We start from the raw sequence: 26,918 nt of genomic DNA, 5'->3' as shown, positions 1-26,918 counted from the left end.
CCTGCTCTAACGGAGAGGTTGCGTCCAATATTAATGAAAACGCGAATAAGAGTGGATATATTCGAAATAGGGGGAAAAATGTTTCTGTAAACTAGCAATGCTTTCCTTCCCTAGCTCCTAGCTGGTCCTGCTAGTGTGGTGTTTTTTATTTACCAGTATGCCCTACCACAGAATGTATTTTTACATATATTAAAGTGACGACAGATAAAGGAGGTTAAAAGGCATGGGTGCATATGAAGGTAATGGCGGCGGCGGTGTATGGACTTCTACAGCGGCAATTCTAGTGCTCTTTATTCTCTTAGTTATCATTACTAAATCACTTTGGGTTTAATTTGTGAAAAGAACTGCTGGGTAATTTCACTTCACTCATGGATTGTAAAAGGTTGATCCCAATAAGCGCATAAACTATTTGGTAATAGCCACAGCATTCGCTGTTCTTTTGGTGGGTGCTCGCTGAATTTCTGCCATAATAGTTTTGCGCTTATTGGGTTTTGTCGGAAGGGAGAATGTCTCATTGAAGGGTTTATTAGCCTATACCGAATGCCTTTTCTTCAAGATCTTCTATAATTTCTAACGCAACAAAATATCCAAAAAATAATGTTAAAATATCCTCATATCGTTTTCCTGATCCTCTTGCTCTACTTAATATTATGTTTTGACTTTCTTGTATTTCTCTTTTATGGAGTGATCGAGAAACCACAGATGAATCGGGAGCGATCAGATCCACCATTAGAGTGGACAACTTTTTCTGAAACTCTTCAATTGGAAAGTCATTATTTTCTTTTGAGTACAGCTGCATAGTTTCAGGTGGATCTTTAAATGTAATCGGATATTGAGTATTGAAGACACCTTCATTAGCTATTTTGTCAGCAATTAATTTACCGAAAACGATACCCGCTGCAAATGCTTGCCCAGGGATTCTTCCCATACCAAGAACACCATTAAATTGAGCTTCTCCAGTAGCAAAAACACGATTCAAGTTTATAACTTCAGCATTAGCATTGATTTCGATTCCTCCTGAAGAATAGTGCATTGTTGGTGTAATTTTGATTCTTTTATTTTTAACCACATTAGTGCTAAATCCATATTTTTTAAATCTTTCATTCAATATATTTTCATCAGCATGGCTCATATCCAAGTACATATCCTTTTTTTGCTTGATGCAATCGAGTTCAAAATGTAAAATCTCGTCAATCATTTCATGGTAATCATCTCGAGCAATGGCATCACAAATATACTCATCTTTTAATAGTTGAATTCCTTCCTCATCTACTATTTTCCCTTGACTTAAAGATACAACTCCGCCCAATAAAATTTGTCTTCCATTGTATATTGACCAAGGATGAGACATTACTGTAGACATTCCCTTTAATCTTGCACCCATTTTTTTAGCTAAGATAAGCGTTTCTCCAGTCGAACCCGGTGAATTATCATTGTAGTTAAATTGCCCCGCATATCCTCCCGTAGCTAATACCAAATAATTAGTATATATCCTGATAAATTGATCTAATTGGATGTCATAAAATAATGCGATAATTCCATCATTATACTTTTCCAAATGAATCAAAATTTTATTACACAGCGGTTGTTCAATATGTTGTAACAAACAATTAATTAATTTCTTTCCTCCCTGTGATTTAATCAAACATTCAGGCATGATACCAAAGGATGTTTTCTCATAAGAGATTCCTAATTCCTCGAAAAAATTTATAACTATGTTGGAGTTTCTATATAGCGTTTCAATAACCGATCGATCTGCTCCACATTTATCAATCGTAAGATTAATAATATTATTAATATCATTCTCTGATGGAACACGTGTATTTGCGGCTGCAAGAAAGGAGTTGCTCTGTTTGGGCGCATTCTTTTTTGTTGTAATCGTGTACTTGATATTGTTTTTTGATAAATAATAAGCAACAGCAAGCCCCGATATACCCGTACCAACAATCAGAATTGGAGTGTAGTGTTCTACGGATGTTACATTTCGTTCCATCATTCTATCTCCCTTTTTAAGATGCAGATATTATCTTAGGCTGAATCTCACAGTCCGTTTTCCACTTAGATATATATGTTTGTTACCGATGAAGAATGGAATCTAAGTGAAATATTTTTCCTAATTGTACAAATTTATTACTTATATTGTCAACTTCGTCTAAGAAGTAATTAGTCCGACTTTGAAGCAGGGATATTCAAACCAATCAATCTTTGATGGCACTAGCTTCTAGGACTGGAAGCTTCTAAATTTTCAAAAGGGCATATTATATTACCGGGAAGCCGCTTCGAAATATATTTCAGAACATATCTTAGAACATGAGAATATAGAGGGAACCATTATCAAAAAAATAGGGAAGCTGCTTTGTGATTTTAATACTGATTCCATTTGAAAAATATGAAATGGAGGGAATATTGTGCCACGAGCTTCGGTCATACTGCCAGTTTACAATAATGCAGCTTTTGTCTTGGAGGCAATACACAGTATTTTAGCTCAAACTTATACGGATTTTGAATTAATTGTTATTGATGATGGTTCGACAGATGGATCTACCTTTCTTATTTCACAAATATCAGACCCTAGAGTGATAAAAATCTTCCATAATACCAATCGAGGGTTGATCGCTTCTTTAAACGAAGGATTAAAAAAGGCCAATGGTGAATATATCGTTCGTATGGATAGCGATGATATTTCTACGCCAGATCGACTAGCTGTACAAATCGCATTTATGGATCAAAATCCATTGATTGATGTATGCGGTGCTGCTTTTACTTCATCTAGTGGGGGATCAATAAAGGTAAATCCGGCCAGTCATGACGAAATAAAAACATGGCTGTTATTTCATTGTTGTATCTGCCATCCTGCTATAATCATGCGCAATAGCATGATCCGTCGGCTTGGCGTTCAATATGATAGTAATTATCCTCATGCCGAAGATTACGAGTTGTGGAACCGACTAGCTTTCCAAGTACAAATGGCGAACATCCCCATAAACGTATTGTATTATCGTCAACATAATGGACAAGTGTCCAATCAGCATAGAGCTATACAAGATGCTACTGCTCGGAGAATTCGTCAAAGACAGTTTAGTAAGTTAGGCTTGGAATTATCAGATGAAGAGAACCAGATTATGCTGGATATTCTTGAGTTTAAAATTAATCCCTACGATTATGATAGTTACACCAGAGCTTTAGGTTTTGCCAACTGGGTGCTGGAACAAAACAGTAAGTATTTAGTTTATAACCAGGAACTATTAAACATGGCGTTTTCACGGTGCATATCCCATATTCCTTATTAACAGAGAGATAAGCAAGTGATCCGGTTGGAAAGAAGATACTCTAATAGCACAAGCTTTTGAAGTTTTTGCAAAAAGGTGATTAGGCTCTGCCGGTTTAGCTGGTTGAGCCTTTGTTTTGTTTGTCTGTATGCCCTGTCACAAAACGCAGCTATACATATATTAGAAGTACAACAATCGAAGGAGGTTAAAACCATGGGTGCATGTGAAGGCGGCTACAATATGTGGACTTCTACAGCGGCAATTTTGGTGCTTTTTATCCTCTTGGTTATAATTACTAAAGCATTTTGGATTTAATTTTATGAAAAAACTGTTAGGCAACATACTTCACTTTTTTTAGATGGTAAAAGTTGAACCCAATGGTGCATAGGTTATTTGGCAGTAGCCATAGTAATCTCTTCCTTTTGGTTAACTAAGTTTTTACAGCGTACTTAGGGGACCATGCCATAATAGGTTGTTGCGCTTATTGGGTTCTGCTGTCAATGATCAACATGGATTATACATTGAAATCTTACATTATTCGCATAATATATTGACATATGGTCAATTTTAGAGAAAAATAGACTACAACAATATAAAAATTTTGGAATTTTTATGTGAAGGGTGGATATGGCATGAAGCATACACCTACGATTCGGGCGGAACTAGATAGATACCTAAAACAAGAGGGTCTGAACCTGACGCAATTCGGGCATATTGCAGGCATTAATAGGGGAATAGTTAGTGGCATTGTAACAGGCAATAGTTCTATGTCTGTTAACCAAATTGATAGAATTACAGAGGCTATGGGTTTACCAGAAGGCTATTTTTACGACTTATATGTAGAAAACTATATCATCGACATTCCCCCCAATATGAGGAGAATCGAACCATTTTTGTATCGCTGTGCAGAGTTGGACAAGCTGGATGCGATCCGTCGAGTGGTGGGAGCTATCATGGACAATCTACTCTACTCACCCAAACTATTTGACATTGCAGAAGAATTATTAGCGCAGGAACGACATGATGCTGCACTATTGCTCTATGAGAGTGTAGCAGAAGTGGAGAAATATCAACATTCTGAACGTTTGGCCATCTGTCAATATCGGATTTTCACGATTCAGATTGATGACGATCAAAGCCGCAATCTTAGGGCAGCCATACTTTTTGAGCCTTATGTCGAGCGCCTAGACGAAATAGAACAACTTGATGCATTGAAGGACTTAGCTAATGTGTATAGGTCTTTGCGTAAATGGGATAAGGTTGATGAAATAGCGAGAAAAATGAGAGCTAAAGCGGAAATCCAATACACTTTGAAACATCACCAGAGCAGCCGAGAACGCACTGAGTCTACTAAGAAGCTAACTCGCCCCATGTTTGTGTACATTACCTATGCCGATTTATTGTGTGCAAGTGTCTGTGAAGCCCGAGGCGACTATCAACAAGCTTTACAATATACATACGCCTACACAGGTTTGGATTGGGTCAAAGAGACTGACGAAGATACCCAATACTGGATTAGCTTGTTTCAGCATTGGGCAGAAGGTAATACTTATGTTAATAAACTTATGTCCGGAAACACTAGTGTGCTTCTAGACTTTGTTGAATATATAGGAACAACCGCCAATGAAAGTGAGAAGCTCTCAAAGTTGTTGAACATTATTATAGTAGCTAACCGATACAATTTGGATATAGATGGTGTACTTACAAAATTTAAAATAGACATTGATGCCTCTACTCAACTCCCGACATCTACTGATATGTACACCCAACAAGTGGTACCTGACTATATTGCATTGTTTTGTTATGAAATGGCCTATTATAATTTAAATAGGAAGAAGTACAGTGATGGTTTTAAACAATTATTATGTGCAATGGTAAAAGCACATATACTAAACAATGAAACATATTTCATAAACTGTACAGGTCTCTTTGCACATTTCCAAGCATATGCGTCTCCAGAGACCAGAGAAGAGTATTTTAAACTATTAGAAAAGGTGTGGTTAGACAATGTTGAAAAAAATGGCACTGTTAATCGTTGCGAGTAGCTTTTTATTTTTTATAACTGGTCCCGTCCTGACGCAACATATTCAGATCCTTGTACAAATTGGAGGTGCTTAAGCACAAAACTCTGCTAGCCTTATGGTTAGCAGAGTTTTTTAGTTAAAGGAATTGTTACACTATGCGCCGAATGAGTCGCTGAAGTGATCAGTTTTGAAGCATACATATAAATATTTTGATGGCACAAAGTTACTTCGACACACTTAGAATAGTAGATTTATTATGTAATCATTCCAATATTCTGAGAGGGGATATTATTACTGGTGATGAAACTGCAGAAGCAAACGGGAGAATAGACTACAAAAAATAGATTACTATAGAGAAATTAATATATTGTATGAAGCGACAAGAGTGACACAAGGCAAACCGTAATCATAGTGAAGCTGGGGCCGTGACCCAAAAGATCGTGTTACGCCGCATGGAGTGTAAATAGGTACTGTATGGAACACTGAGCCTCAGATTAAGCTGAGGCTTATTTTCATGTGTACCAATTTACGAACTTATCAGTGTGACTGATAACGCGTGGGCTATCAACGTTATAAAGAACGAAATCACAAAGCTGAATGGGTTCGCTGCTGCTTTTTGGTGACTCATTCCGTTCATTGATTTAGCAAATGATTGAAGATATGCTTGTATGTAGTGCGGGGTTGGCATTATTGATGATTATTGCTTCATTCATTGCCGTCTTATCCCTTCATCAATCATTTCTTATGGAAGGAATCCCTTCTGTTCCAGCAAATCCTCTGTGACCTTCCACAGTTTTTGCTGCATCTTGGGATCTCCTCCAGGTGAGACTGGTTGAATAGATTTCCCAGTTCCGACGTTAAAGTATCCACCTGTTTTTTTATGATATTCCGGATCTACAATTAATCGGGTGATGATATCTGCTCCTCTTCGCGGATCTCCAAGATGAAGGATTTTCAACAATCGTTCTAATAGAGGGGCAAACCAAAGTTCTCGTCCCAATCCGGTAACATTGAATCCTGGATTTAGTGCATTTACGCTGATTCCCGTATCCGACCATCGTCTTGCCAGTTCAGCAGTGAACATAATATTCAATAATTTGGTCTTTCCATAGATGGGCGATGAGCCACGAGCGGTAAAGGCAGTTGTATCCGTTAAATCCTCGGGGAGCTTCAAAACTCCATGGCGGCGTGAAGCTTCGGAGGCAACATTGACAACTCTGGCCTTGCCTACGTTCTGCAGGCACGGTTTTAGTGTATATGTTAACAGCCACGGCGATAAATAATTTATGGCAACCATTTCAGGAAACCCCTCGGGAGTGACGCGTTGCTCAAAAGCATGGATACCCGCATTGTTTAACAGCACATCAATATTAGAGTATGCGGCGGCTATCTCATCCCCGATTCGTTTAACATCCTTCAGTACCGATAAATCTCCATAAAAAAAGTCAACCTTCGCTGATGGGCTAACCAGCTCAATCTGTTTTCTTGTAGCTTCAGCACGTTCTCTACTCCTGGCAGTCAAAACAAGGTCAAAGCAGCCGCGTTTTCCCAATTCAACTGCGACTAGTTGTCCAAGACCACTGGTGGCACCTGTTATGACAACGGTAGTATTTTTAGACATTCGTCATTTCTCCTTCATGTGTTACAATTTTATTGGAGTAGCCAATTCGGTGAGTTAGTACATTTGGTTGACATATGTCCACTATAATAATTTGGTTGATATATGTCAATCAAATTCGACTTGTGGTTTTTTTAACGAGAGAAAGGTGATTGAAGATGAAATATAATGAAGTTAAAAATGAACCAAGGGAGAAATTGGAGATTGAGTTGGGCGAGCAGCTTAACGCACTTATCAGCGCTTCACACGCCCTGAATGTCAGAGCTGCTGCGAAATTTGACTCCTCCTTACAACCTGCCGCCTTCCATATTGTTCGTTGGCTGTATTCTTATGGCCCAACAAATGCCGCCACTTTAGCGGAATCAACTGCGATGGATCGAAGTTCAGTGAGTCGTCTTGTCAAACAGCTTGAGTCTTTGGGGTATTTGAACAGAGAGGCCTCCCGAAGTGATGGACGAGGAATTGTATTATCTCTTACTGAGCATGGACAGCAAAAATTAATTGATGCGCTTAAGGAGAAAGAGTCCGTTTTCTATGAACGAATTTCGGACTGGGAAGATGCTGAGCTTCATAATTTTAACCAAATGCTTAGGCAATTTAATGGACTCCATCGCCACGGAACACAACCTTAAGAAGTGACCCGCATGTAAACACTTGCAAACAATATCGTCACTTTAAGATATCGGCTTTTATTTTTTCATAAGCAGCTTGGATATAGAGTAGAAGTGGATAATGAAATCTACCCGAATGTGTATTTTTTATGTCAGACAAAGCTCCCCTTACTTTGACAATCAATAAGCAGTATGTTTATGGATGATGATAAATAGGAAGGAAAGGATGAAAATAATGAGTATGAAATTAGGAAGGAAAACTACTTTATGTTTCTCCACAATTGCTCTCTTATTTTCAGTTTTGTCCCCGCTATCAGCCTCGGCAGATGTAGCAAGCGTCACCCATGACACCTATACAAACTCTTTAAATCAGGAATTAGTTTCATCTCAATTAGTAATTTTTAAAGATGACACAGCATATACAGATGTATCTATTGTCGGGAAGAGAGTGAAATTTTCGATAAGTGGTTTAGAAAACCCGTTTAACACTAATTATTACAATCGATTAGTCTGGACTAGTACTGATGAAGAACCCAATATAAAAAATATTCTGACAGTAAAAGTTGCGCCAAAGACAGGGTCGCTTTACAGTTCCAGCAACTATGAAAACCTTTCACTGATAAAACAAAAAGTCAACTCTGACTCACCTGTATATGGATGGATTCAACTAGAATCCAAAGAGTGGGTTAAAGCAGGATCAGCTATAATCAAATATTAGAAAATTCCTAATGTGTAGTATAAGTAAATACTATAAATAAGCGAAATCCCCGCCAACCAGCTAAGGTAGTGGGGATTTTTCAATATAAAATAAGACTTCATCAACTATTGACAGAGTTTTTTAGAAAATTGTTGAAAGTAGTGTTCTTAAGAAGGGAAAAGTGTTTCGAAATCTGGAAAAACGCCATCACTAAGCCAACGGGTAGGGCCTTCAAAACTTCCATCGAGTGTAGCGGTAGCATAATCTCCATTGGAGCCATACAAAGTAATAGAGATATTTTTTATTATTTGTATTTAATGTTATAAATGTGTAATGATTTTGTACATAGTTCATTAGTTGTGAAGAATATTCCTTACTTGTCTTTGTTTGTTACGATATGTTCATAAAAAGTTCACTTACATGAAAATTTGGTTGCAGCTAAAATAATCACATCCAAAAATGAAAGGTTGAATTAAATGCCAACAACTAAAAAGGAAAGCTTTTACTTTGGGGTTATTATGTGTTTTGGAATGGTCGTTATTATGACCTTCTATAATCTTTTGATTAACGGATTGATTGGAAAAATTAGCTTGATTACCATTGCTGTTGAATTTCTAATTGGATTTATTATAGCGCTCATTTTAGATTTATATATCGTGGGTCCTGTAGCAAAAAAAGTTGCTTTAAGTCTACCTTTTGATAAATCCAAAAAAATATTTTTAATTATCACGATTTCAACATGTATGGTGTTCGGAATGGCCTGTTCTATGTCTTTCTACGGTTTATTAACTTCAATTCTAAGTCAGGGTATTGGCGATCATTCATTATTTGAAGCCTATTTAGAAATTTTTATAAAGAACTTTGTTGTGGCCTATCCATTACAATTATTGGTTATGGGTCCTGTTGTTCGAGCCTTGTTTATAAAATTTATAAAGAAAAGCGGGCAAGTGGGACCTTATAAAAAAGTATTAAATTAAATAATAGAGCAAATCCATTGCAGCAATGTTAAGCTAATGAATGGTTTTACAGCTAGAAATGCTTAAGTTATGAAAATCGGATACAAGTTTGAGGAAGCTATAACTGGCGGGATTGGTAGTTTGGTGTATTATTTAACACAAAAAAAGCAGGAAGAATTCTTCCTGCTTTTTGCTTGAAAATAATTATTAACGTCTGCGTTGTCCATCATTCACGCTAAACAGATTAACAGCCAGTGCGTTACCTCTTGCACGCGCATTGGCTCTTTGGTTGGAACGGATGTTTAATCTTCTTCTTCTCAATTCACGGTTGCTGTGTCTTCTGCTCATAATATCACCTCCCTTCAAAGAAATGAAGGTACGGTTAAATCTTAATGATGTTTATGCTTACGCTTGGAAATTTTGATATTTAATGCGTTAGTTGCGAGTGCATTTCCGCTTCCTGTTTTAGCAGCTGCGGCTTGAAAGACTTTAACGACCAGATATCTGTTTTTCCCGATGCGATGCTTATACGTTTTAACTCTATTTCTGATCATCTGCATAACTCCTTTGCTTTAGGTCTGCTATATACATATGTCAATTGTGCTAGTAATGTATCAGCATAAATCTACTAAAGACAAAAAGAAGCTAGTACCTATGTTCCTAAATGTTTAACAAAAAAAGCTCATGCTAGCCTGCGTTCGCCTTCCCAACTTTACGTTATAGAGGAAGGCCACCGTAGGTTCATATGTGTCAAATTTCCATTTGTTTAGCTAATAAAAGTAAACAGTTTAAGATCAGAGTGGAACTATCTCGGATATGGGGCGGATATAATAGTAGAGACAATATAGGTTGCTGAAAAGGAAAGAATAGTTGGAGACACATACATAGTAAATATAACAAAAATATAAAACCGGCTCGCCTAGGCGGCCGGTTTTATATTCGTGGTAGTATAACGGGGAAGAAAGCACGATAAATCAGTGGAAGTCCCGGAAGAGTCCAACAACCTTGCCCAATATGCTGACGTGTGTCAGTCGAAGTGGCTCAAAGGCTGGATTTTCAGGTTGAAGCCGGATATGATCTTTTTCTTTGTAAAAGGTTTTAACTGTAGCCTCGTCTTCATCTGTCATAGCTACTACAATGTCTCCGTTATCAGCGGTCTGCTGCTGACGCACGATTACATAGTCTCCGTTAGCAATACCAGCTTCAATCATGCTTTCGCCTACAACAGATAACATGAATATTTTATCCTCACCAACAAAGTGTTGGGGAAGAGGAAAGTAATCTTCAATATTTTCTGTCGCCGTAATAGGAAGACCAGCGGTTACTTTGCCGACGACGGGAACACGACTAATGGAGTAATTAATCAAGTTGCTGTTATCCGATTCGTCTTGACCGAGTAATTCAATAGCCCGTGGTTTCGTAGGATCGCGGCGAATGAGTCCTTTTTTCTCCAAACGATCCAAATGACCATGAACCGTAGAACTGGAGGCCAATCCGACTGCCTCGCCTATTTCGCGCACAGAAGGGGGGTATCCCTTTAGACGCACTTCATTGCGGATAAATTCAAGAATGGCCTGCTGGCGGCTCGAAATCTTAGACATACCGTATCAACCCCATTTAGTAACGTTTGGGAAAATTATAGCATAGAACCTCCGTTCGTACAAACATAAGTTCTAAATAATCCCTAAAAATATTCACGAACTTTTGTTCTCTTTTCTATTGAACAAAACAAACGTTCGTGTTATATTGTGAAAAACATAAGAACAAACGTTTGGAGGACGCGGCCAATTATGAAATATAGCACTTATCAAAGTATTTTTCCGATGAATTTAGAGAATTTACAGGAGACCCGAAAAGAGGGTAAGGTACGTTTGTTACAGGCTCTTACCAATACTCTTTTACTTAAGCTTCTTATTCTAGTAATTATCGTTTGGGTTGCAGGGGCAGGTGTACTTACGGTTTTCGCAGCACCTCCAGTTTCCAATGAAGAAGTGATTAAGCTGACTGTACAACCTGGAGATACGTTATGGAAGATTGCCGTGAATCATAAACCGGAACGAATGGATACACGGGTATATATTGAAGGAATTGTACGTATTAATGGTTTGGAGGATCGGGGAGTTCAGGCAGGTCAGGTACTTAAGCTCCCACCCTTCTGATCTATAAGACTAAAGAGCTTGTCAAGGAGCGCAATGAGGGAGCCTTGACAAGCTCTTTTCTACATGTCAAAGTGTATTATATCTTTGCTTTTATGGAGGGGACACAATTTGGATATAGACAGTTTGGTACAGCGCATTAATGAATTAGCGCGCAAAGCAAAAGCCGAAGGATTGACGGAAGAGGAAACCACGGAGCGCGCCAACCTTCGGGAAATTTATTTAGGCAACATTCGCCGTAATTTTCGGCAGCAACTTGAAACCATTGAATTTGTGGACGATGATACGTCGAAGGGAAATGGCGGGCTGAAGCATTAATGTTGCTAAAGCCTGCATCATTTGCCTTTTGTTATTAGGTATCTTTCTTGGTATCTATATAGATCAGCTTTAAGGCAATTGTTTTAATGTAATATTTATTGGGAAGGGAATTGAGAGATGGCCCGATCATTTGAAAGAAAAGTACGTAAAAACACAGCGCATTTAAATAAAACGCGCAAGAAACAAGGCATTCAAACCATTAACGGCGCAGGTTCAGCAATGGACATTTTCCGTGGCCGTAATATTACTGTGCCAATCATGCTGGCTGGTCTTGCTGTATTGTACATGCTTATGAGTTACTTTTTGACTAAGACCGGCATGCGGGGAATGGATTGGCTGGTATTTGGCTTGTACTTGATGCTGGCTGTTATCTTCTTCATTCGCCGTCCTTATTTAAAAGTGGGAAAAGATACCCTTTATATGTTAAAAGGTGGCAGAGAACGGCCGATGACGGCAGGGGACATGAAAGCCATCAAAATTGAAAAGGGTTACGTTACCGTTGAAAGAAAAGGGAAGGGCGGTAATTTTATTTTCACAAAATCACTGGGACGCTATGATACAGATGCCATCGCAGAGCGCCTTGAAAAATTTGCACTATCCAATCAGATACAGGTAGATAAGAAATAACCGATTTAGCCTGTAGCTCTGTAAGTAAGGCCGTATGATGTTATTTTTCATATAACATGGTGCGGCCACTTGCTTAATATGGGCACACATAATGATCTGATTCGTGACCAAACAGACAAGCTTACATATACAGTGGAAAGAGAGTGGATAATTCGTATGACGATTCAGGCGATAATGTTTGATCTTGATGATACCCTTCTGTGGGATGAACGTAGTGTAGAAGAGGCATTTGATGCAGCATGTCAAACAGGCTCCCGAGAAACAGGCGCTGATCCGAAAACGCTGGAAGAAGCCGTACGCAAGGAAGCGCGCGCTTTGTATGAATCCTATGAAACCTTTAGTTTTACTCAAATGATTGGCATTAATCCGTTTGAAGGACTGTGGGCGAATTTTACAGCAGGTGAGCAACCTGAATTCCGTCAATTGGAACAGTTGGCTCCTGTTTATCGTAAGGAATCATGGCGCAGAGGGCTTCAGCAACTGGGGATAGATAATGAGGAGTTGGCGGAAAAGTTAGCTGCCCAATTTGCTTCAGAAAGACGTGCACGTCCACATGTATATGAAGAAACGTTTGAAATTCTGGATCAATTGAAGGGACAATACAAGCTGCTATTGCTGACAAATGGTTCCCCTGATCTACAACAGGAGAAGCTGGATGGAGTTCCTGAATTGGCTCCTTTTTTTGATCATGTTGTCATTTCAGGTTCTTTTGGTCGGGGCAAGCCTGATCCTTCTATATTCCAGCATGCTTTGGGACTTCTAGGAATTGAACCTGGACAAGCTTTAATGGTAGGAGATAAGCTGACGACTGATATTCAAGGGGCTTTGTCAGCTGGTGTACATTCGGTGTGGTTGAATCGGAACGATAAAACCAATACTACAGAGATCAAGCCGAAGTTCCAAATCAAGCATTTGTCTGAGTTGCATGGAATTATTCAATCTTTAAAGTAAATAATCTACAGTCTTCTAAACAAGTATAAAGAAAACTCCCTTCGCTCGATATGCTACAGAGCAGAGGGAGTTTTCTTATTGACACAATACATCGTAATTATGCTGTAGTGAATGTTGGATCTTCGAACGGTTCAGCAATCCATCCATTTTCTTCAATGAACAAGCGGACTGCGACGATCTTTTGATTTTCCATTAAAGTGAAGAAGTGCGGTGTATTTTCAGGAACAGAAATAACGTCGCCTGGTGAAAGCTCTACATTAAAATAGCCGATCTCTTCAGAGCCTTTAATGATAAAAATCCCTTTACCAGCAACAATGGCGCGGATTTCATCCTCGGTATGGGTGTGAATTTGCTCGAACTTGGCCAGCAGATCCTCCAAATTCGGCGTTGCTTCAGATAAAGTGATGACGTCCCAGATTTTATATCCGCGACGTGCGGCTAAATCTTTGATTTCAGGTTCAAATGTTTTAAGAACAGCGGCTTTTTGATCATCTGTCAAAGTAAAGTTTTCTTGCAGCTCCCCTGGCAGCTTGGAAGCATCCCAGTGTTCATACAATACCTGGTAGCTCTCCAAAAATTCACGTACTCGCTCTTCACCGCTAATTCGCTCATTCGTATTGCGTATAAAAATTTCTGCCATGCACAAATCCCTCTTTTCCACTTGGATTAATGTTGTATAAAGAATACCATGTCTTAACCAGTTGTACAATACAGGCTGAAGCATTTATGTGGGAACGACTATAGTAATACGATACAGTTTAAAGACGTTCGTCTATAACGATGCATACTACAAAAATAGATCAGCTAAGTCGTTTGTAAAGAAGAATAGCCTGCATAAAACGTATGTTTTTACTTCAATCTATCTAAATGATACGGTTTCTGCTAAACTAGGATTTAACGTTTTGCGGGGGTGAAGAAATTTTGGATAAAGTTAGCTTGCAGGATGCGTTACAACGAAGAATACTCCTTCTTGATGGGGCTATGGGCACTATGATTCAGCAGGAAGACCTTTCTGCCGCTGATTTTGGTGGGGAAGAGTTAGAAGGCTGCAACGAGATGTTGGTCTTAACAAGACCGGATGTCATTCAAGGGATTCATGAAGCATACTTGGAGGCCGGAGCAGACCTGATTGAAACGAATACATTTGGAGCGACATCCGTCGTTTTGGCGGATTACGATATACCAGAACGTGCCCGTGAAATTAATCTGGTGGCGGCCAAACTGGCGCGTAACGCGGTGGATAAGTACAGCACTGCGGACAAGCCTCGTTTTGTTGTAGGAGCTATGGGTCCAACTACAAAAACCTTGTCTGTCACAGGCGGTGTTACATTTGTAGAGCTGATTGAAAGCTATCAGGAGCAGGCTTTGGCGCTTATTGAAGGTGGGGTAGATGTTCTTCTGTTGGAGACCTCACAGGATACGCTTAACGTTAAGGCAGGTAGCATTGGAATTCGTCAGGCTTTTGAGCAGACAGGGATTGAGCTTCCATTAATGATTTCTGGCACGATTGAGCCGATGGGAACAACGTTGGCCGGACAAAACATCGAATCCTTCTGCATATCACTCGAACATTTACATCCAATCTCGATTGGACTGAATTGTGCTACAGGTCCAGAGTTTATGCGTGATCATATTCGTTCTTTGTCTGAAATGTCCTCTGCAGCTATTAGCTGTTATCCAAATGCGGGCTTGCCCGATGAAAATGGTCAATACCATGAATCGCCGGATTCATTAGCTCGTAAAATGGCTGCTTTCGCTGAAAAAGGCTGGTTGAATATTGCGGGAGGCTGTTGCGGTACTACTCCAGAGCATATAAGAGTAATGAGTGAAAGTATGGCGCAGTTTGAGCCTCGTCAGCTCGTAGGTCATCATCCTCCTGCCGTATCAGGCATTGAGCCAGTATATATTGAACAGGATAATCGTCCGTATATGGTTGGTGAGCGAACAAACGTTCTGGGTTCCCGGAAATTCAAGCGTTTGATCGTGGAAGGCAAATATGAAGAGGCGTCTGAAATTGCGCGCGCTCAGGTAAAAAGCGGAGCACATGTCATTGATATTTGTGTGCAAGATCCGGACCGTGATGAAATGATAGATATGGAAGCGTTCTTGAAACTGGTTGTAAACAAGGTGAAAGTACCATTGGTGATTGATACCACGGATATTAAAGTTATTGATAAAGCACTTCAATATTCGCAAGGTAAGGCAATTATTAACTCCATTAATTTGGAGGATGGTGAAGAGAAATTTGAGAAAATGGCTCCTATTATTCATAAATACGGCGCTGCTGTTGTTGTCGGAACGATTGATGAACGTGGACAGGCAATTGCGCGTGAGGATAAGCTCGAGGTAGCTAAGCGTTCTTATGATCTGTTGGTGAACCGTTACGGTCTGGCAGCGGAGGATATCATTTTTGATACGCTCGTATTCCCAGTAGGAACAGGGGATGAGCAATATATCGGTTCGGCTAAGGAAACGATTGAGGGCATACGTATCATTAAAGAAGCGCTTCCTGGGGTTCATACTATATTGGGCATTAGTAACGTATCCTTTGGCTTACCGGAAGCGGGTCGTGAAGTGCTCAATTCTGTCTATTTGTACGAATGCACCAAAGCGGGACTGGATTATGCAATTGTAAATACGGAGAAGCTTGAACGCTATGCATCGATCCCCGAGCATGAACGGAAATTGGCGGAAGACCTGATCTATAAAACAAATGACGATACGTTATCTGCATTTGTAGCAGCTTTCCGTAACAAGAAAGTGGAGAAAAAAGAGAAGATATCAAACCTTTCGCTCGAAGAACGGCTGGCTTCCTATGTAGTGGAGGGAAGTAAGGAGGGACTGATCCCGGATCTGGAGCAAGCGCTCGCTAAATATTCTTCTCTGGAGATTATTAACGGACCGCTAATGAAAGGGATGGAAGAAGTAGGACGTTTGTTTAACAACAACGAACTGATTGTTGCGGAGGTTCTACAAAGCGCTGAAGTAATGAAAGCATCCGTGGCTTATTTAGAGCCGTTCATGGAGAAGAATGAGTCCTCAGTAAAAGGTAAAATTTTGTTGGCTACGGTTAAAGGTGATGTGCATGATATAGGTAAGAATTTGGTGGAGATTATTCTATCCAACAATGGTTACCATATTGTAAATCTGGGTATAAAAGTACCACCAGAACGCATCATTGAGGCTTATCGTGAAGAAAAGGCTGACATGATCGGCCTGTCCGGTTTGCTTGTTAAATCGGCACAACAAATGGTGCTAACCGCGCAGGATTTGAAAAATGCGAACATTGATATTCCAATAATGGTTGGTGGAGCTGCCTTAACGCGTAAGTTTACTAAAAATCGTATTCGTCCTGAGTATGATGGGCTGGTAGCCTATGCGAAAGATGCTATGGATGGACTGGATATTGCCAATAAGCTTATGGACCCTGAGTCCCGTAAAAAAATGGCCGAGGACATGAAGGCTGAGCAGGAGGCGGAAGCGGCAACGGTCGTGGAGGTCAAGCCGCTCCCTAAGCTAACTCGGGCTGTACGTTCTAACATTGCTCAGGATTTGCCCGTCTATATCCCGCCGGATACGGATCGCCATGTACTGCGTAACTACCCACTGAATTATATTCTGCCTTATGTGAATATGCAGATGCTAATGGGGCATCATCTTGGCTTAAAAGGCAATGTTGAGCAACTGCTAGCTTCGGGGGATCCGAAAGCGATTCAGTTGAAGGAAACCGTAGACAGCATCATGTTTGAAGCTGTTACAGACGGAATTATTCAGGCGAGTGCTATGTATCGGTTCTTCCCAGCTCAGTCCCAAGGAAACCAAATTCTAATCTATGATCCATCGGATGTAAGCAAGGTACTGCACACATTTACGTTTCCACGTCAGCAGGTAGAGCCTTATCTATGTCTGGCTGATTTTTTGAAATCAGTGGAATCAGGGGTTATGGACTATGTAGGTTTTATGGTTGTTACCGCTGGTCATGGCATTCAGAAGCTATCTACCCAATGGAAAGACAACGGAGATTATCTGCGCTCACATGCACTTCAAGCGGTAGCGCTCGAAGTGGCAGAAGGGTTAGCAGAACGGCTTCACCATATTATCAGGGATAGCTGGGGTTTCCCGGACCCTGCCGATATGACGATGAAACAGCGGCACGGCGCCAGATATCAAGGTATACGGGTATCCTTTGGCTATCCGGCATGTCCGGATCTGGAGGATCAGGGACCGTTGTTCCAATTGTTAAAACCTGAGGACATTGGCGTTGAGCTAACGGAAGGGTTTATGATGGAACCGGAGGCTTCAGTATCAGCCATGGTGTTCAGCCACCCTCAGGCGCAGTATTTTAACGTCGAAAAGGTTTAACACCTTTATCAGATGGGATAGCAAAAACCCTCCGAGCTTCGGAGGTTTTTTGCTGGTCAGCAGGAAGAAGGTAAATGTCATGGAATTATATTTTCTCGGTACAAATGCAGGGGTACCTACAATTCAGCGAAATGTAACGTCCATTGCTCTTCGTTTACTGGAGGAACGAAGAAGCATGTGGTTGTTTGACTGCGGTGAAGGCACTCAACAGGAAGTGTTGCGTTCGCCGCTCAAGCTGAGCAGACTTGAAAAAATATTTATCACTCATTTGCATGGGGATCATCTTTTTGGTCTGCCGGGTCTTTTGTCGAGCAGGGCATATCAGGGAGGTACGGCACCTCTGACGGTATATGGACCGCCTGGTCTTCAGCAATATATTGAGCTATCTTTAGGGATCAGCCAATCTCGTATCAATTACCCGCTACATATTGTGGAGCATACGGGCGGGGTTCTGTTCGATGACGGTCAATTTCGGGTGGAATCAGCTTTGTTGGATCATCGGATCGACAGTTATGGCTACCGAATTGTAGAGATGGATAAGCCCGGTAAGCTTAACCAAGAACTGTTGGAGCGATACGGGATCAAGCCTGGCCCAGTGTACGGTAAATTAAAGCGTGGAGAAAGTGTGGATGTAGAGGGTGGAGTTATTCTGCATCCTCAGGATGTATTGGGTTCACCTAAAAAAGGGCGGATCGTCACTATTTTAGGTGACACGAGACCTTGTCCGAATACAGTAGTGCTGGCACGAGATGCAACTGTCGTCGTTCATGAAGCCACATTTCTGCATGATCTGGCGGATACGGCGTACGAGTATCATCATAGTACGGCGCTTCAGGCAGCGGAAGCTGCCAAAGCCGCAGGCGCAGGGCAGTTAATTATGACGCATTTTAGTTCTAGGTATAAAGATCAAGAGCAGCTTCAGCCTTTGCTGGAGGAAGCGCGAAGCCTATTCCCCAATTCATTGCTTGCGGAGCAGCATGTGTTGTTACCGGTACCTGATATCGGTCAATAAATGATTGGAGAGAAGATATGTGCATAGGTGCCGGGGCTTGCTCCGGTGCTTTTCTTTTTCCTAGAAATTATTTTCCGGGAAAGCGCAGGATGCGACAAGAGGTGAGACGGGCATTAGTATGGGATGAACGAAATTGTTCTACCACATATGGAGGCATGTCATATTGGAGCTTCTATATATCGAATTTAAAGGATTTAGTTGCTTGAGTACGCCCAGGAAATACAGGGAATTTCCTTTGAAGACGTAGCATCTTCGATGAGATTCGACGAAGAAATGATCTTATGCTATGTGGAAGCGACGGCTTTTAGCGAGGGATGACGCTATTTTGGATGGTTTACCAGCAATACATGGACTTCATAAGCATTTTTGACTTAAGATAGATGAGAGGAATGGAAATGACCGATTATTTAATGCCCTAAGTCATTCAGGTGGTTAAATAAAAAGGAGAATACCATTCATGGGGTGAATTATTATTTTCAATGTTATGATGTATGAAATGAAGCGGGGGAGGGGATTGCGATAAAATCGTTACTTATTGATCTGGATGGAACACTTTATCATGGAAATCGGATGATCAAGGGTGCGGATCTGTTCATTTCGCGATTGCGTTCAGAGCATATACCTTATGCATATGTCACCAACAATGCTTCACGCACACCCGAATCGGTGGCCGAGCATTTGATTGGTATGGGAATTGAAGCAGCTAGTCATGAAGTATATACTTCAGCGTTAGCAGCTGCACAATATGTTGCACAGCAAAGCCCTGGAGCTCATGTATATTGTATTGGTGAAACGGGATTACGCGAGGCACTCACAGGGGCTGGCTTGCAGCTTGTTCAGAATCATCCTGATTATGTGGTACAGGGGATAGATCGTCAATTTACATATGAAACGCTGGCAGCTGCCATGCGTTGGATTCGTGAGGGAGCTACATTTATTTTGACAAATCCGGATCTACAATTGCCTTCGCATGACGGGCTTACACCAGGTGCAGGTACCATTGGAGCTGCCATTGAAGCTGCTTCACAGGTCAAACCGGTCGTCATCGGCAAGCCTTCAAGCGTGCTAATGAATTATGCACTAAATCGCTTGAGCATTAGAGCGGATGAAGCTCTGGTTGTGGGCGATAATATGCTTACAGATATTGCGGCAGGTGCAGCAGCAGGTTGTAAAACAGCTCTGATTCTGACGGGTGTGACGACTCGCGCTAATATGGATGAACATATTCGTGCCGTTGGAGTAAAACCTGACCTGATGTTTGAAAGTTTAGACGAACTGCAGGAATGGATGCAAAAAGAGCTGAAATCATAAAAGGATATGACTTAGAAATATATGAGAATTCAAAGCTATGAGCTACGAAAGGAAAGATGTTGATATGCCGGAACTTCCTGAAATGGAAAACTACAGAATCTTATTATCAAAACAAATTTTGGACATTCCAATTACTGGAGTGGCGGTTAGCCGTGAAAAGTCCATTAATACTGAAGTGGAAACCTTTAAGAAGCAATTGCTAGGTGCGACCGTTGTATATTTAGAGCGTCGGGGCAAGCATTTGATTTTTCATTTAAATACGGGTAAACGGCTTGTGCTTCATCTCATGTTGGGAGGATTGTTGTATCTGGGAACGGAGGAGCAACGTCCAGACCGTACGGTTCAGATCGAATTGGATTTTAGCGGAGCGAAGCTTTATTTTATCGGACTGCGCTTAGGTTATCTGCACTTGCTGACGGCTAAAGAAACAGATGAAGCTTTGTCAGACCTGGGACCTGATCCGTTAGACCGTCGTATGACATTGGAAAATTTTACAGCACGTCTAAAAGGACGACGGGGAATTTTGAAAACAACACTGGTAAACCAGCAGGTTTTTTCGGGGATTGGCAATTGCTATTCAGACGAAATTGCATATATCGCCGGATTTACACCGGGTTCCAAGGTGCAAAACATTGTACAGTCTCCAGAAAAAGTGGAAAAGCTATATCATGCTACTCAATCCGTACTTCGTGAAGCTACTGCGGAGGGCGGTTATATGGAAATGCCTCTAATGGAGGGAGACACGCTCACAGGTGGCTTTGATCATCAGTGTCGAGTATATGACCGTGAAGGAGAAGAATCTCCAAGCGGTGGGAAAATTGTAAGAGTCGAGCTGGCGGGGAAAAAAGCATTTTATTGCCCGGTGCAGCAGCATGATGCCTAAATTGCTTATCGGCTCTCACGTGAGTACGCGGGGTGGCTTTTCCAAAGCTGCTATACGTGCACGAGAGCAGGGAGGACGTTCATTTCAATATTTTCCGAAAAATCCTCGTAGTCTCAAGCTGAAGGAATGGAACTCCATAGATGCTGCTGCTTGTAAAGATTACTGTTCAGAGCACCAGCTTCAATCTATTGCTCATTCGCCCTATCCTGTTAATCCAGCTCATGGTCGCGAACGCGGTCAGGAACTTTATGAGCTGATGGTTGCTTCATTACGCAACGATTTGGATATTGCTGAAGCCTGTGGATCGAAGGGGATAGTTGTTCATTTTGGGCATATGCATTCGTCTGACCCGCTGGAGGGCTATCATAATATTATTAACTGTCTGAATGATGTGCTGGAAGGCTGGCAGGGAAATGCTAAAATATTAATTGAGAATCAGGCTGGGGATCACGGTCCCATGGGAACCACGCTCGAGGAAATGGTCCAAATTCGCCAATTGTGTCGAGATCCTGGCAGCATCGGATTTTGCCTGGATACTTGTCATGCGTATGCAGCAGGATTGTGGAACGGTGGAGTGGACGAGGCTTTGTTTGAAAAAGGGGACCGTCTCGGTTATTGGTCAGCGCTGTACGGAGTTCATTTGAATGATTCCAAACACCCGTACGGCTCTAAAAAAGACAGACATGCGCGCGTAGGGCAAGGTTACATTGGTATTGAAGGCATGCGCTGGATAACAGAACAAGAAGCTGTAAGAGGTATTCCCGTCGTTTTGGAGAGTGAGGCGGGACCTGATGGGACACATCAGGAGGACATTCGAATGATTCAAAGCTGGGAGTAAATTATTTTAAATAAATAATAGTTATCTTAGAGGCTTATGTAAGCTTACTTTTTTGGGAAGAAGGAGGAGAAGTTGGTGTATTTGTTTATGGACGATTATCGACCTTGTCCTCCAGGTTTTAAGCTGGCAAGGGACGCGGATGAGTGTCTGCTTCTGCTTCATGAATACCCAATTTCGATACTATCGTTAGATTATGATTTGGGTCCGGGTCAACCGACGGGAAAGGATGTAGCTGCTGCTATTGCAAGTAAACAGTTATATCCGCGTGAAATTTACTTGCATTCCTCCAGTCCGCAGGGGCGCCGAGCCATGTATGAACTGCTTTATGTGAATAAGCCGGAGGGAGTCACTGTGCATAACGGGCCGATTCCTGAGGTGCGTATGCAAGAGATCATAAACGAGTCTAAGCGATGAAAGAGATCGGACAAAAAGAAGCACGCCGTGCCATATGGGAGGGATGCAAGCTGGCTTTGTTTGTATACACTCCCATGTGCGGAACATGCGCGGCTGCCCGTAGAATGTTAGAGGTAGCAGAGCATTTGCTCCCCGAAGGAGCAGTGGTGCAGAGCAACATTAACTATATTCCTGAACTGGTTCAGGAGTATCGGATTTCCAGTGTCCCCGCGCTTCTTATATATAATGGTGAAAACAAAAATCCTGAAATCATCTACAAAATGGAATCTGTAGAACACTTGCTGAGCAGGATAAGGAGCGTGATGGAATGATATCCATGAAGAACATTACATTACAGCGGGAAGAAAGACGTATCTTGGACGATGTAAGCCTAGAAATACGAGAAGGTGAACATTGGGCTATTCTGGGTCGAAATGGTTCCGGCAAAACAACATTGTTGGAAATGATGACAGGGTATATGTTTCCAAGTCGTGGTACGATTGAGGTGCTTGGGCAAACGTATGGTCAATGTGATGTGCGGGAAGTTCGCAAGCAGATCGGATACATTAGCCAGACATTACTGGAAAAGCTGGCGCTAAAAGATCCCGTTTGGGAAGTAGTAGCTACAGGTGCGTATGCTTTTTTGCGTTTTTATCAGGAGATTCCGACGGAGGCAAAAGAAAAAGCCGTATCTCTTTTGGAGGGTATGAATTTAGGCGATCTGATTCATCACCCGTTAGGTACCTTATCTCAAGGAGAACGTAAAAAGGTAATGCTGGCCCGCTCGCTGATGGCTGAACCTCGCCTACTGATAATGGACGAGCCTTGTGCCGGATTGGATTTATTTGAACGGGAAAAGATGTTGGTCGAGATTGATCGGCTTCGCAAGCGAGACTTATCAGTGATCTATGTAACTCATCACATTGAGGAGATTGTCCCTCTCTTTACGCATGTTGCGTTGATTCGGGATGGCAAGGTCGCAGCTGCTGGATTGAAAAAAGAAGTTTTAACGAAAGAATTGATTATGCACACTTATGAAGTTCCAGTTGAGCTGGAATGGGATGGAGAACGTCCCTGGATCCGGGTGTGCGCTGGAGGGTAACGTTATTTTGGAGGAACTATACGTGAATACAGATGAACAGAGTGAGTCCACTTTGTCGACATCGAGATTTGTTTGTACGGCCAACCATGGTTTTGCACCCTATGCTCAGGAGGAGCTTAGAAGATTATTTGGCTCTGTGAAAAGCACGATGCTTCTACCTGGTGAAATTTTTCTAGCAACATTACCTGCGCAAGAAAATGAGGCAGTGAAGACGATTACAGGCCAGCCACCGATGTTTCTGCGTCACTTGTTTCCTGTTCATTTTCAGGAGGAAGGTACGGATCTGGTTCAAGTGCAAGAGCGTCTGGTTGCATTTATCCGTAACCGCAGGGAATTGATAGATCAACGTGTTTCTTTGCAAGTACGCAAAGGATCTAATAGCAGTTGGGCTGAAAGCGCAGGTGCGCTCAAGCTGGCTTTGAGTGAACAATTAAGTGATCTACCTATGGAATTGGTAGTACATGGCGCCGATGTTATTGTGTCCGTTTTTGCAGATACAGATACGTGGTACGCAGGCGTATCACATCCTCAGGACAACCTATCAGATTGGAGCGGAGGTGCAGTTCGTTTTCAGAAGGAAGACGGACAGATCTCGCGTGCCAAATTCAAGCTACTGGAAGCAGAAGCAACGTTCGGCATTGATTTTAGCGCTTTCCATCAGGGACTGGATATTGGGGCAGCACCGGGTGGATGGACTTCCTTCTTGCTGGAGCGTGGACTGAAAGTTACAGCGGTTGATCCGGCCAAGATGGAGCCCTCGCTGATGAAGTACGCAAATCTGACATTTTTGCGTAAAAATGCAAGTGAAGTCAAATTTAAAGAGAATTCGTTCGATCTGCTGGTTTGTGATATGAGTTGGAGTCCAAAACAGATGGCAAGGCTCGTTACTGATTTACTGTATAGTTTGCGGAGTGGTGGTACGGCTATCGTAACAGTCAAGCTAATGCATAAAAAGCCCTTGGCGCTTATTCATGATGTGATTGCTTCCTTTGAGGAGTCCGGCATGCAGATTCAGCGAGCCAAACAGCTTTTCCATAACCGAGATGAGATTACCCTGTATATGATCAAGTATGGAAAATAATTCTTTACAATAGATGCAGTGTGCTATATAATAAATCCAAATTGTTCCTTTAAAAAATATTTGTATTAAATCAAGGGAAAGCATCCCGCGAAATTGTTTTCATGTCATTATGAAGACTTCATTTTGCGGTGGCTTTCCCTTTTTTGCGTTGTCTGCTTGTAGAAGGGAGGTAAGAGAATGATGAATCAACCATCACAATTAGAGTTCGGGTCAATTGTCGGTGAACGTTACCGAATTATTCGTACGTTAGGTTCGGGAGGCATGAGCCGCGTGTTCATGGCCGAAGATTTAAAGCTGCCGGGCAAGCATTGGGCAGTGAAGGAGTCGATTGCCGACCCAAAAATAATGAAGATTGTACGGACGGAAGCCGAAATGTTGATTTCGCTAAGCCATCCACGTTTACCGAGGATTGTTGATTTTTTTGAATATCCTCCATCTGGTGCGGTATATCTGGTTATGGACTACATCGAAGGAATTACACTGGAAGCATACATGAGGGGATACCAAGGCTGTATTCCACAGGAGCAAATCATTCCATTCGCTCTGCAGGTACTGGATGTACTTGATTATTTGCATACCCGCCAATTGCCAGTCATTTATCGGGACCTCAAGCCGGCGAATATTATGCTGACACCGGAAATGGAATTTAAACTGATCGATTTTGGGATAGCGAGGAGCTATAAGTCCGAGCTGGATCAGGATACGATAAAGCTGGGCACAGTGGGCTTTGCTGCCCCAGAGCAATATGGAACAGGACAGACGGATGCTCGCTCGGACCTGTACAGTCTAGGGGCGTTACTATTGTATCTATGTACAGGTGGTAAATATAGCGAGTGGACAGCAGGAGTTGAAGGGTATATTCGCGGGGAATTGCCTCGACATTTGATTCCGATAATTCGAAAGCTGCTGCGGCATCATCCTGAGGAACGATTTCAGTCTGCTGAGGAGGTCATTGGAGAACTGAGGCGCAGTGCTAATTTTCAGTCTGCTCAACCAGGGAAATCTGTTAGTAATGCTTCGTCGGATTATGCTGGAACAAGGGTAGTGGCAGTGTTGGGTGTGTCTTCCGGCTCCGGTGCTACACACACAGCAATTGCAGTGAGCCACTACTTGGCTCGAAAGACCCACTCCGTAGCCTTGGTTGAGCTGCATAGTACAGCTAAGGCATTTGCCCGACTGCAAGAAGTCGTGGAAGGCATACCTGTTGGACAAGCAAGTTCAAGTCGGCGTTTTGAAGTCGATGGAGTTCATTATTGGCGGCAAACATCTCGTGCAGATGTCATTTCCTTGCTGGGCGGATCCTACAGATTTATCGTACTGGACTTGGGGAATGGGCAGGACAATGAACGACTGGAAGAATTTTTGAGAGCCGATTATCCGCTAGTTGTCGGCTCAGGGGCCGAATGGAGAGTTCAGGATATAACGGGTCTAGCCCGATCTCTTCAGCGTCATCCGCAACACAAATGGAATTACTGCTTGCCATTGGCACCCTCGGGGGCTGTCCGCAGGTTACGAAAGGAGCTAGATCACGATAAAGTATTTGCGCTGCCGTTCCATTCAGATCCTTTCGAACGGGATGATGAAATGGATCAGGTATTGGACGAGCTTTTTCGTGGAGTCATTACAGACACTCGGAAAAGACGTTTCAGATTCCTTAAACAACAGCACTAAATAGGCAGGTATATATCTAAAGAGGTAGGGGAGAAGCTGTGTGTCCAAGCTAAGAAAAAGCAGCAAACAAAAACTATATGCAGGTTGTGTTGGCGCGGGTATTGTAGGCATGATCTTTGTGGGCTACCTTATGGTGAATATCCATCAAATGAGTGAGATCAGGAAGCAGGCAAAGGTGGAGGCAGAGCAGAAATGGAAACTGTATGAACAAGAGCAACGGACTGCGAAAACAGGCTGGGCGGTTGTTCGTGACATTTCACCAGGCGAGCAGATTACATCTAATGATTTGAAGGGAATTAAGGTTCCTGGTTCTCAAGCCCCGTCTAATTTGTTGACAAATAAAAGTGAAGTTTCTCGCACTACAGCTAAGATAGAACTAAAAAAAGGAGCTGTGCTTACATCAGCTATGATTACTGCTGATGAACCCACACCTAAGGATCTACGCAACCGTGAGTTAAAAGTGGTGGTACTGCCCAGCAGCCTGAAGCCAGGGGACGAGGTAGATATTCGCATTCAATTTCCAACAGGTCAGGATTACATTCTATTATCCAAAAAGAAGATTTCTCGGCTAGAAGGCCCAACCGTATGGGTTACTATGAATGAGCAGGAAATACTATCCCTTTCGAGTGCTATTGTAGATGCCTATCTGCATAAAGCATCCATCTATGCTCTGACATATGTAGATCCCCAATTTCAGCCCAAGGCCATACAGACCTATCCGCCTAATGCACAGGTGTTAGCGTTAATGAATAGTGATCCGAATTTAGTCCGTGTTGCTGAACAAATACTGTCCAAGCAGCTACGAAATTCTCTAGAAAATGCAATTAATTCATCAAACAATGTGATTTCAACACCTGTGGAAAAAGGTCTAAGTGAGGAGGTTGCAGCTCAGCATGCAGGCACAACTATTGAAGATGCAGTAAGTGGAATTGATGATACAGGGAGTGAGGAACAGGACCACGAAGAACAAACGAAGATTCTAACGCAGGGTGGTAGCTCTGATCCGTATGCCAAATAAATGAGAGAAAAGGAACGGAA

Annotated in this window: 28 protein-coding genes; 22 read left to right on the top strand and 6 right to left on the bottom strand. The window is 42.0% G+C overall.

The features are described from left to right. The first annotated feature begins 223 nt into the window (after nt 1–223). On the top strand, nt 224–331 hold the full coding sequence (locus tag HFD99_RS17145) for a hypothetical protein (protein ID WP_016821960.1): 108 nt from the start codon (nt 224–226) through the stop codon (nt 329–331). A 195-nt stretch (nt 332–526) separates the two neighbouring features. On the opposite strand, the gene HFD99_RS17140 is transcribed toward HFD99_RS17145, so the two are convergent. Beyond that, complete coding sequence (locus HFD99_RS17140; protein ID WP_225164762.1) at nt 527–1,996, bottom strand: FAD-binding protein; 1,470 nt, start codon at nt 1,994–1,996, stop codon at nt 527–529. 412 nt (nt 1,997–2,408) lie between these two features. On the opposite strand from HFD99_RS17140, the gene HFD99_RS17135 reads away from it, so the two are divergent. From HFD99_RS17135 to HFD99_RS17125, 3 genes are all read left to right on the top strand, one after another. Then, nucleotides 2,409–3,290, top strand: coding sequence for a glycosyltransferase family 2 protein (locus HFD99_RS17135; protein WP_025365048.1), 882 nt, complete (start codon nt 2,409–2,411; stop codon nt 3,288–3,290). Between the two features lie 192 nt (nt 3,291–3,482). Then, entirely contained in the window at nt 3,483–3,584 is a 102-nt protein-coding gene (locus HFD99_RS25750) for a hypothetical protein (RefSeq protein ID WP_016821957.1), read from the top strand. A gap of 317 nt (nt 3,585–3,901) precedes the next feature. Then, nucleotides 3,902–5,314: a helix-turn-helix transcriptional regulator gene (locus tag HFD99_RS17125; RefSeq protein WP_025365047.1), complete on the top strand. Its 1,413-nt coding sequence runs from the start codon at nt 3,902–3,904 to the stop codon at nt 5,312–5,314. A 721-nt stretch (nt 5,315–6,035) separates the two neighbouring features. Here the strand turns inward: HFD99_RS17125 and HFD99_RS17120 are convergent. Next, nucleotides 6,036–6,914 carry an SDR family NAD(P)-dependent oxidoreductase gene (locus tag HFD99_RS17120; protein ID WP_017427697.1) on the bottom strand — a complete coding sequence of 293 codons (879 nt, stop codon included), beginning with the start codon at nt 6,912–6,914 and terminating at the stop codon, nt 6,036–6,038. 155 nt (nt 6,915–7,069) lie between these two features. Between HFD99_RS17120 and HFD99_RS17115 the strand changes: the two genes are divergently transcribed. From HFD99_RS17115 to HFD99_RS17105, 3 genes are all read left to right on the top strand, one after another. Next, nucleotides 7,070–7,543: a MarR family winged helix-turn-helix transcriptional regulator gene (locus HFD99_RS17115; protein ID WP_016821954.1), complete on the top strand. Its 474-nt coding sequence runs from the start codon at nt 7,070–7,072 to the stop codon at nt 7,541–7,543. 214 nt (nt 7,544–7,757) lie between these two features. Beyond that, nucleotides 7,758–8,240 (top strand): hypothetical protein, encoded by a 483-nt coding sequence (locus tag HFD99_RS17110; protein ID WP_238797234.1) that lies wholly within the window; start codon nt 7,758–7,760, stop codon nt 8,238–8,240. Between the two features lie 455 nt (nt 8,241–8,695). Continuing rightward, a complete protein-coding gene (locus HFD99_RS17105; RefSeq protein WP_016821952.1) occupies nt 8,696–9,196 on the top strand; it encodes a DUF2798 domain-containing protein in 501 nt (166 codons plus the stop codon). Between the two features lie 186 nt (nt 9,197–9,382). Here HFD99_RS17105 and HFD99_RS17100 read toward each other — a convergent pair whose 3' ends face one another. From HFD99_RS17100 to lexA, 3 genes are all read right to left on the bottom strand, one after another. After that, nucleotides 9,383–9,523 carry a hypothetical protein gene (locus HFD99_RS17100; protein ID WP_162835279.1) on the bottom strand — a complete coding sequence of 47 codons (141 nt, stop codon included), beginning with the start codon at nt 9,521–9,523 and terminating at the stop codon, nt 9,383–9,385. Nucleotides 9,524–9,564: 41 nt separating this feature from the next. Then, the gene (locus tag HFD99_RS17095; RefSeq protein WP_016821950.1) at nt 9,565–9,729 is read right to left on the bottom strand and encodes a hypothetical protein; all 165 of its coding nucleotides are present in this window, start codon (nt 9,727–9,729) and stop codon (nt 9,565–9,567) included. Between the two features lie 420 nt (nt 9,730–10,149). After that, nucleotides 10,150–10,776, bottom strand: coding sequence for a transcriptional repressor LexA (gene lexA / locus HFD99_RS17090; protein ID WP_013310545.1), 627 nt, complete (start codon nt 10,774–10,776; stop codon nt 10,150–10,152). 189 nt (nt 10,777–10,965) lie between these two features. Here lexA and HFD99_RS17085 point away from each other — a divergent pair, with 189 nt between their 5' ends. The 4 genes from HFD99_RS17085 to HFD99_RS17070 all read left to right on the top strand — a co-directional run bounded on the left by HFD99_RS17085 (nt 10,966) and on the right by HFD99_RS17070 (nt 13,227). Beyond that, the gene (locus tag HFD99_RS17085; protein WP_025365044.1) at nt 10,966–11,334 is read left to right on the top strand and encodes a LysM peptidoglycan-binding domain-containing protein; all 369 of its coding nucleotides are present in this window, start codon (nt 10,966–10,968) and stop codon (nt 11,332–11,334) included. 108 nt (nt 11,335–11,442) lie between these two features. Next, nucleotides 11,443–11,649 (top strand): DUF896 domain-containing protein, encoded by a 207-nt coding sequence (locus HFD99_RS17080; protein ID WP_016821948.1) that lies wholly within the window; start codon nt 11,443–11,445, stop codon nt 11,647–11,649. 117 nt (nt 11,650–11,766) lie between these two features. Beyond that, nucleotides 11,767–12,276: a hypothetical protein gene (locus HFD99_RS17075; protein WP_013371492.1), complete on the top strand. Its 510-nt coding sequence runs from the start codon at nt 11,767–11,769 to the stop codon at nt 12,274–12,276. 156 nt (nt 12,277–12,432) lie between these two features. Continuing rightward, entirely contained in the window at nt 12,433–13,227 is a 795-nt protein-coding gene (locus HFD99_RS17070) for an HAD family hydrolase (RefSeq protein ID WP_185094020.1), read from the top strand. 97 nt (nt 13,228–13,324) lie between these two features. Here the strand turns inward: HFD99_RS17070 and HFD99_RS17065 are convergent, their stop codons facing one another. Next, on the bottom strand, nt 13,325–13,867 hold the full coding sequence (locus HFD99_RS17065) for a 1,2-dihydroxy-3-keto-5-methylthiopentene dioxygenase (RefSeq protein ID WP_123797284.1): 543 nt from the start codon (nt 13,865–13,867) through the stop codon (nt 13,325–13,327). 281 nt (nt 13,868–14,148) lie between these two features. Here HFD99_RS17065 and metH point away from each other — a divergent pair, with 281 nt between their 5' ends. From metH to HFD99_RS17010, 11 genes are all read left to right on the top strand, one after another. Next, complete coding sequence (metH, locus tag HFD99_RS17060; protein ID WP_123797283.1) at nt 14,149–17,589, top strand: methionine synthase; 3,441 nt, start codon at nt 14,149–14,151, stop codon at nt 17,587–17,589. 79 nt (nt 17,590–17,668) lie between these two features. Continuing rightward, the gene (gene rnz, locus HFD99_RS17055) at nt 17,669–18,601 is read left to right on the top strand and encodes a ribonuclease Z (RefSeq protein ID WP_123797282.1); all 933 of its coding nucleotides are present in this window, start codon (nt 17,669–17,671) and stop codon (nt 18,599–18,601) included. Nucleotides 18,602–19,171: 570 nt separating this feature from the next. Then, complete coding sequence (locus HFD99_RS17050) at nt 19,172–19,912, top strand: HAD-IIA family hydrolase (protein WP_045244487.1); 741 nt, start codon at nt 19,172–19,174, stop codon at nt 19,910–19,912. 64 nt (nt 19,913–19,976) lie between these two features. Continuing rightward, nucleotides 19,977–20,795 (top strand): Fpg/Nei family DNA glycosylase, encoded by an 819-nt coding sequence (locus HFD99_RS17045; RefSeq protein ID WP_026065468.1) that lies wholly within the window; start codon nt 19,977–19,979, stop codon nt 20,793–20,795. Next, entirely contained in the window at nt 20,785–21,633 is an 849-nt protein-coding gene (locus HFD99_RS17040; RefSeq protein ID WP_029515048.1) for a deoxyribonuclease IV, read from the top strand. Before HFD99_RS17045 ends, HFD99_RS17040 begins: the two co-directional genes overlap by 11 nt. 75 nt (nt 21,634–21,708) lie before the next feature. After that, nucleotides 21,709–22,047, top strand: coding sequence for a cyclic-phosphate processing receiver domain-containing protein (locus HFD99_RS17035; protein ID WP_123797281.1), 339 nt, complete (start codon nt 21,709–21,711; stop codon nt 22,045–22,047). Beyond that, the gene (locus tag HFD99_RS17030; RefSeq protein ID WP_016821940.1) at nt 22,044–22,358 is read left to right on the top strand and encodes a thioredoxin family protein; all 315 of its coding nucleotides are present in this window, start codon (nt 22,044–22,046) and stop codon (nt 22,356–22,358) included. The genes HFD99_RS17035 and HFD99_RS17030 overlap by 4 nt, the downstream gene beginning before the upstream one ends. Further along, on the top strand, nt 22,355–23,128 hold the full coding sequence (locus tag HFD99_RS17025) for an ABC transporter ATP-binding protein (protein ID WP_031461593.1): 774 nt from the start codon (nt 22,355–22,357) through the stop codon (nt 23,126–23,128). Before HFD99_RS17030 ends, HFD99_RS17025 begins: the two co-directional genes overlap by 4 nt. Nucleotides 23,129–23,150: 22 nt before the next feature. Continuing rightward, nucleotides 23,151–24,209: an SAM-dependent methyltransferase gene (locus HFD99_RS17020; RefSeq protein ID WP_123797280.1), complete on the top strand. Its 1,059-nt coding sequence runs from the start codon at nt 23,151–23,153 to the stop codon at nt 24,207–24,209. Nucleotides 24,210–24,386: 177 nt separating this feature from the next. Next, nucleotides 24,387–25,880 (top strand): serine/threonine protein kinase, encoded by a 1,494-nt coding sequence (locus HFD99_RS17015; RefSeq protein ID WP_019687422.1) that lies wholly within the window; start codon nt 24,387–24,389, stop codon nt 25,878–25,880. A 40-nt stretch (nt 25,881–25,920) separates the two neighbouring features. Then, complete coding sequence (locus HFD99_RS17010) at nt 25,921–26,898, top strand: SAF domain-containing protein (protein WP_103042472.1); 978 nt, start codon at nt 25,921–25,923, stop codon at nt 26,896–26,898. The last annotated feature ends 20 nt before the right edge of the window (nt 26,899–26,918 follow it).

Origin of the sequence: Paenibacillus sp. EKM301P (assembly GCF_011800295.1) — a bacterium.
Lineage (GTDB): Bacteria > Bacillota > Bacilli > Paenibacillales > Paenibacillaceae > Paenibacillus > Paenibacillus polymyxa.
The sequence above is the reverse complement of the archived record's forward strand: the minus strand, read 5'-3'. Positions and strand labels throughout refer to the sequence as shown.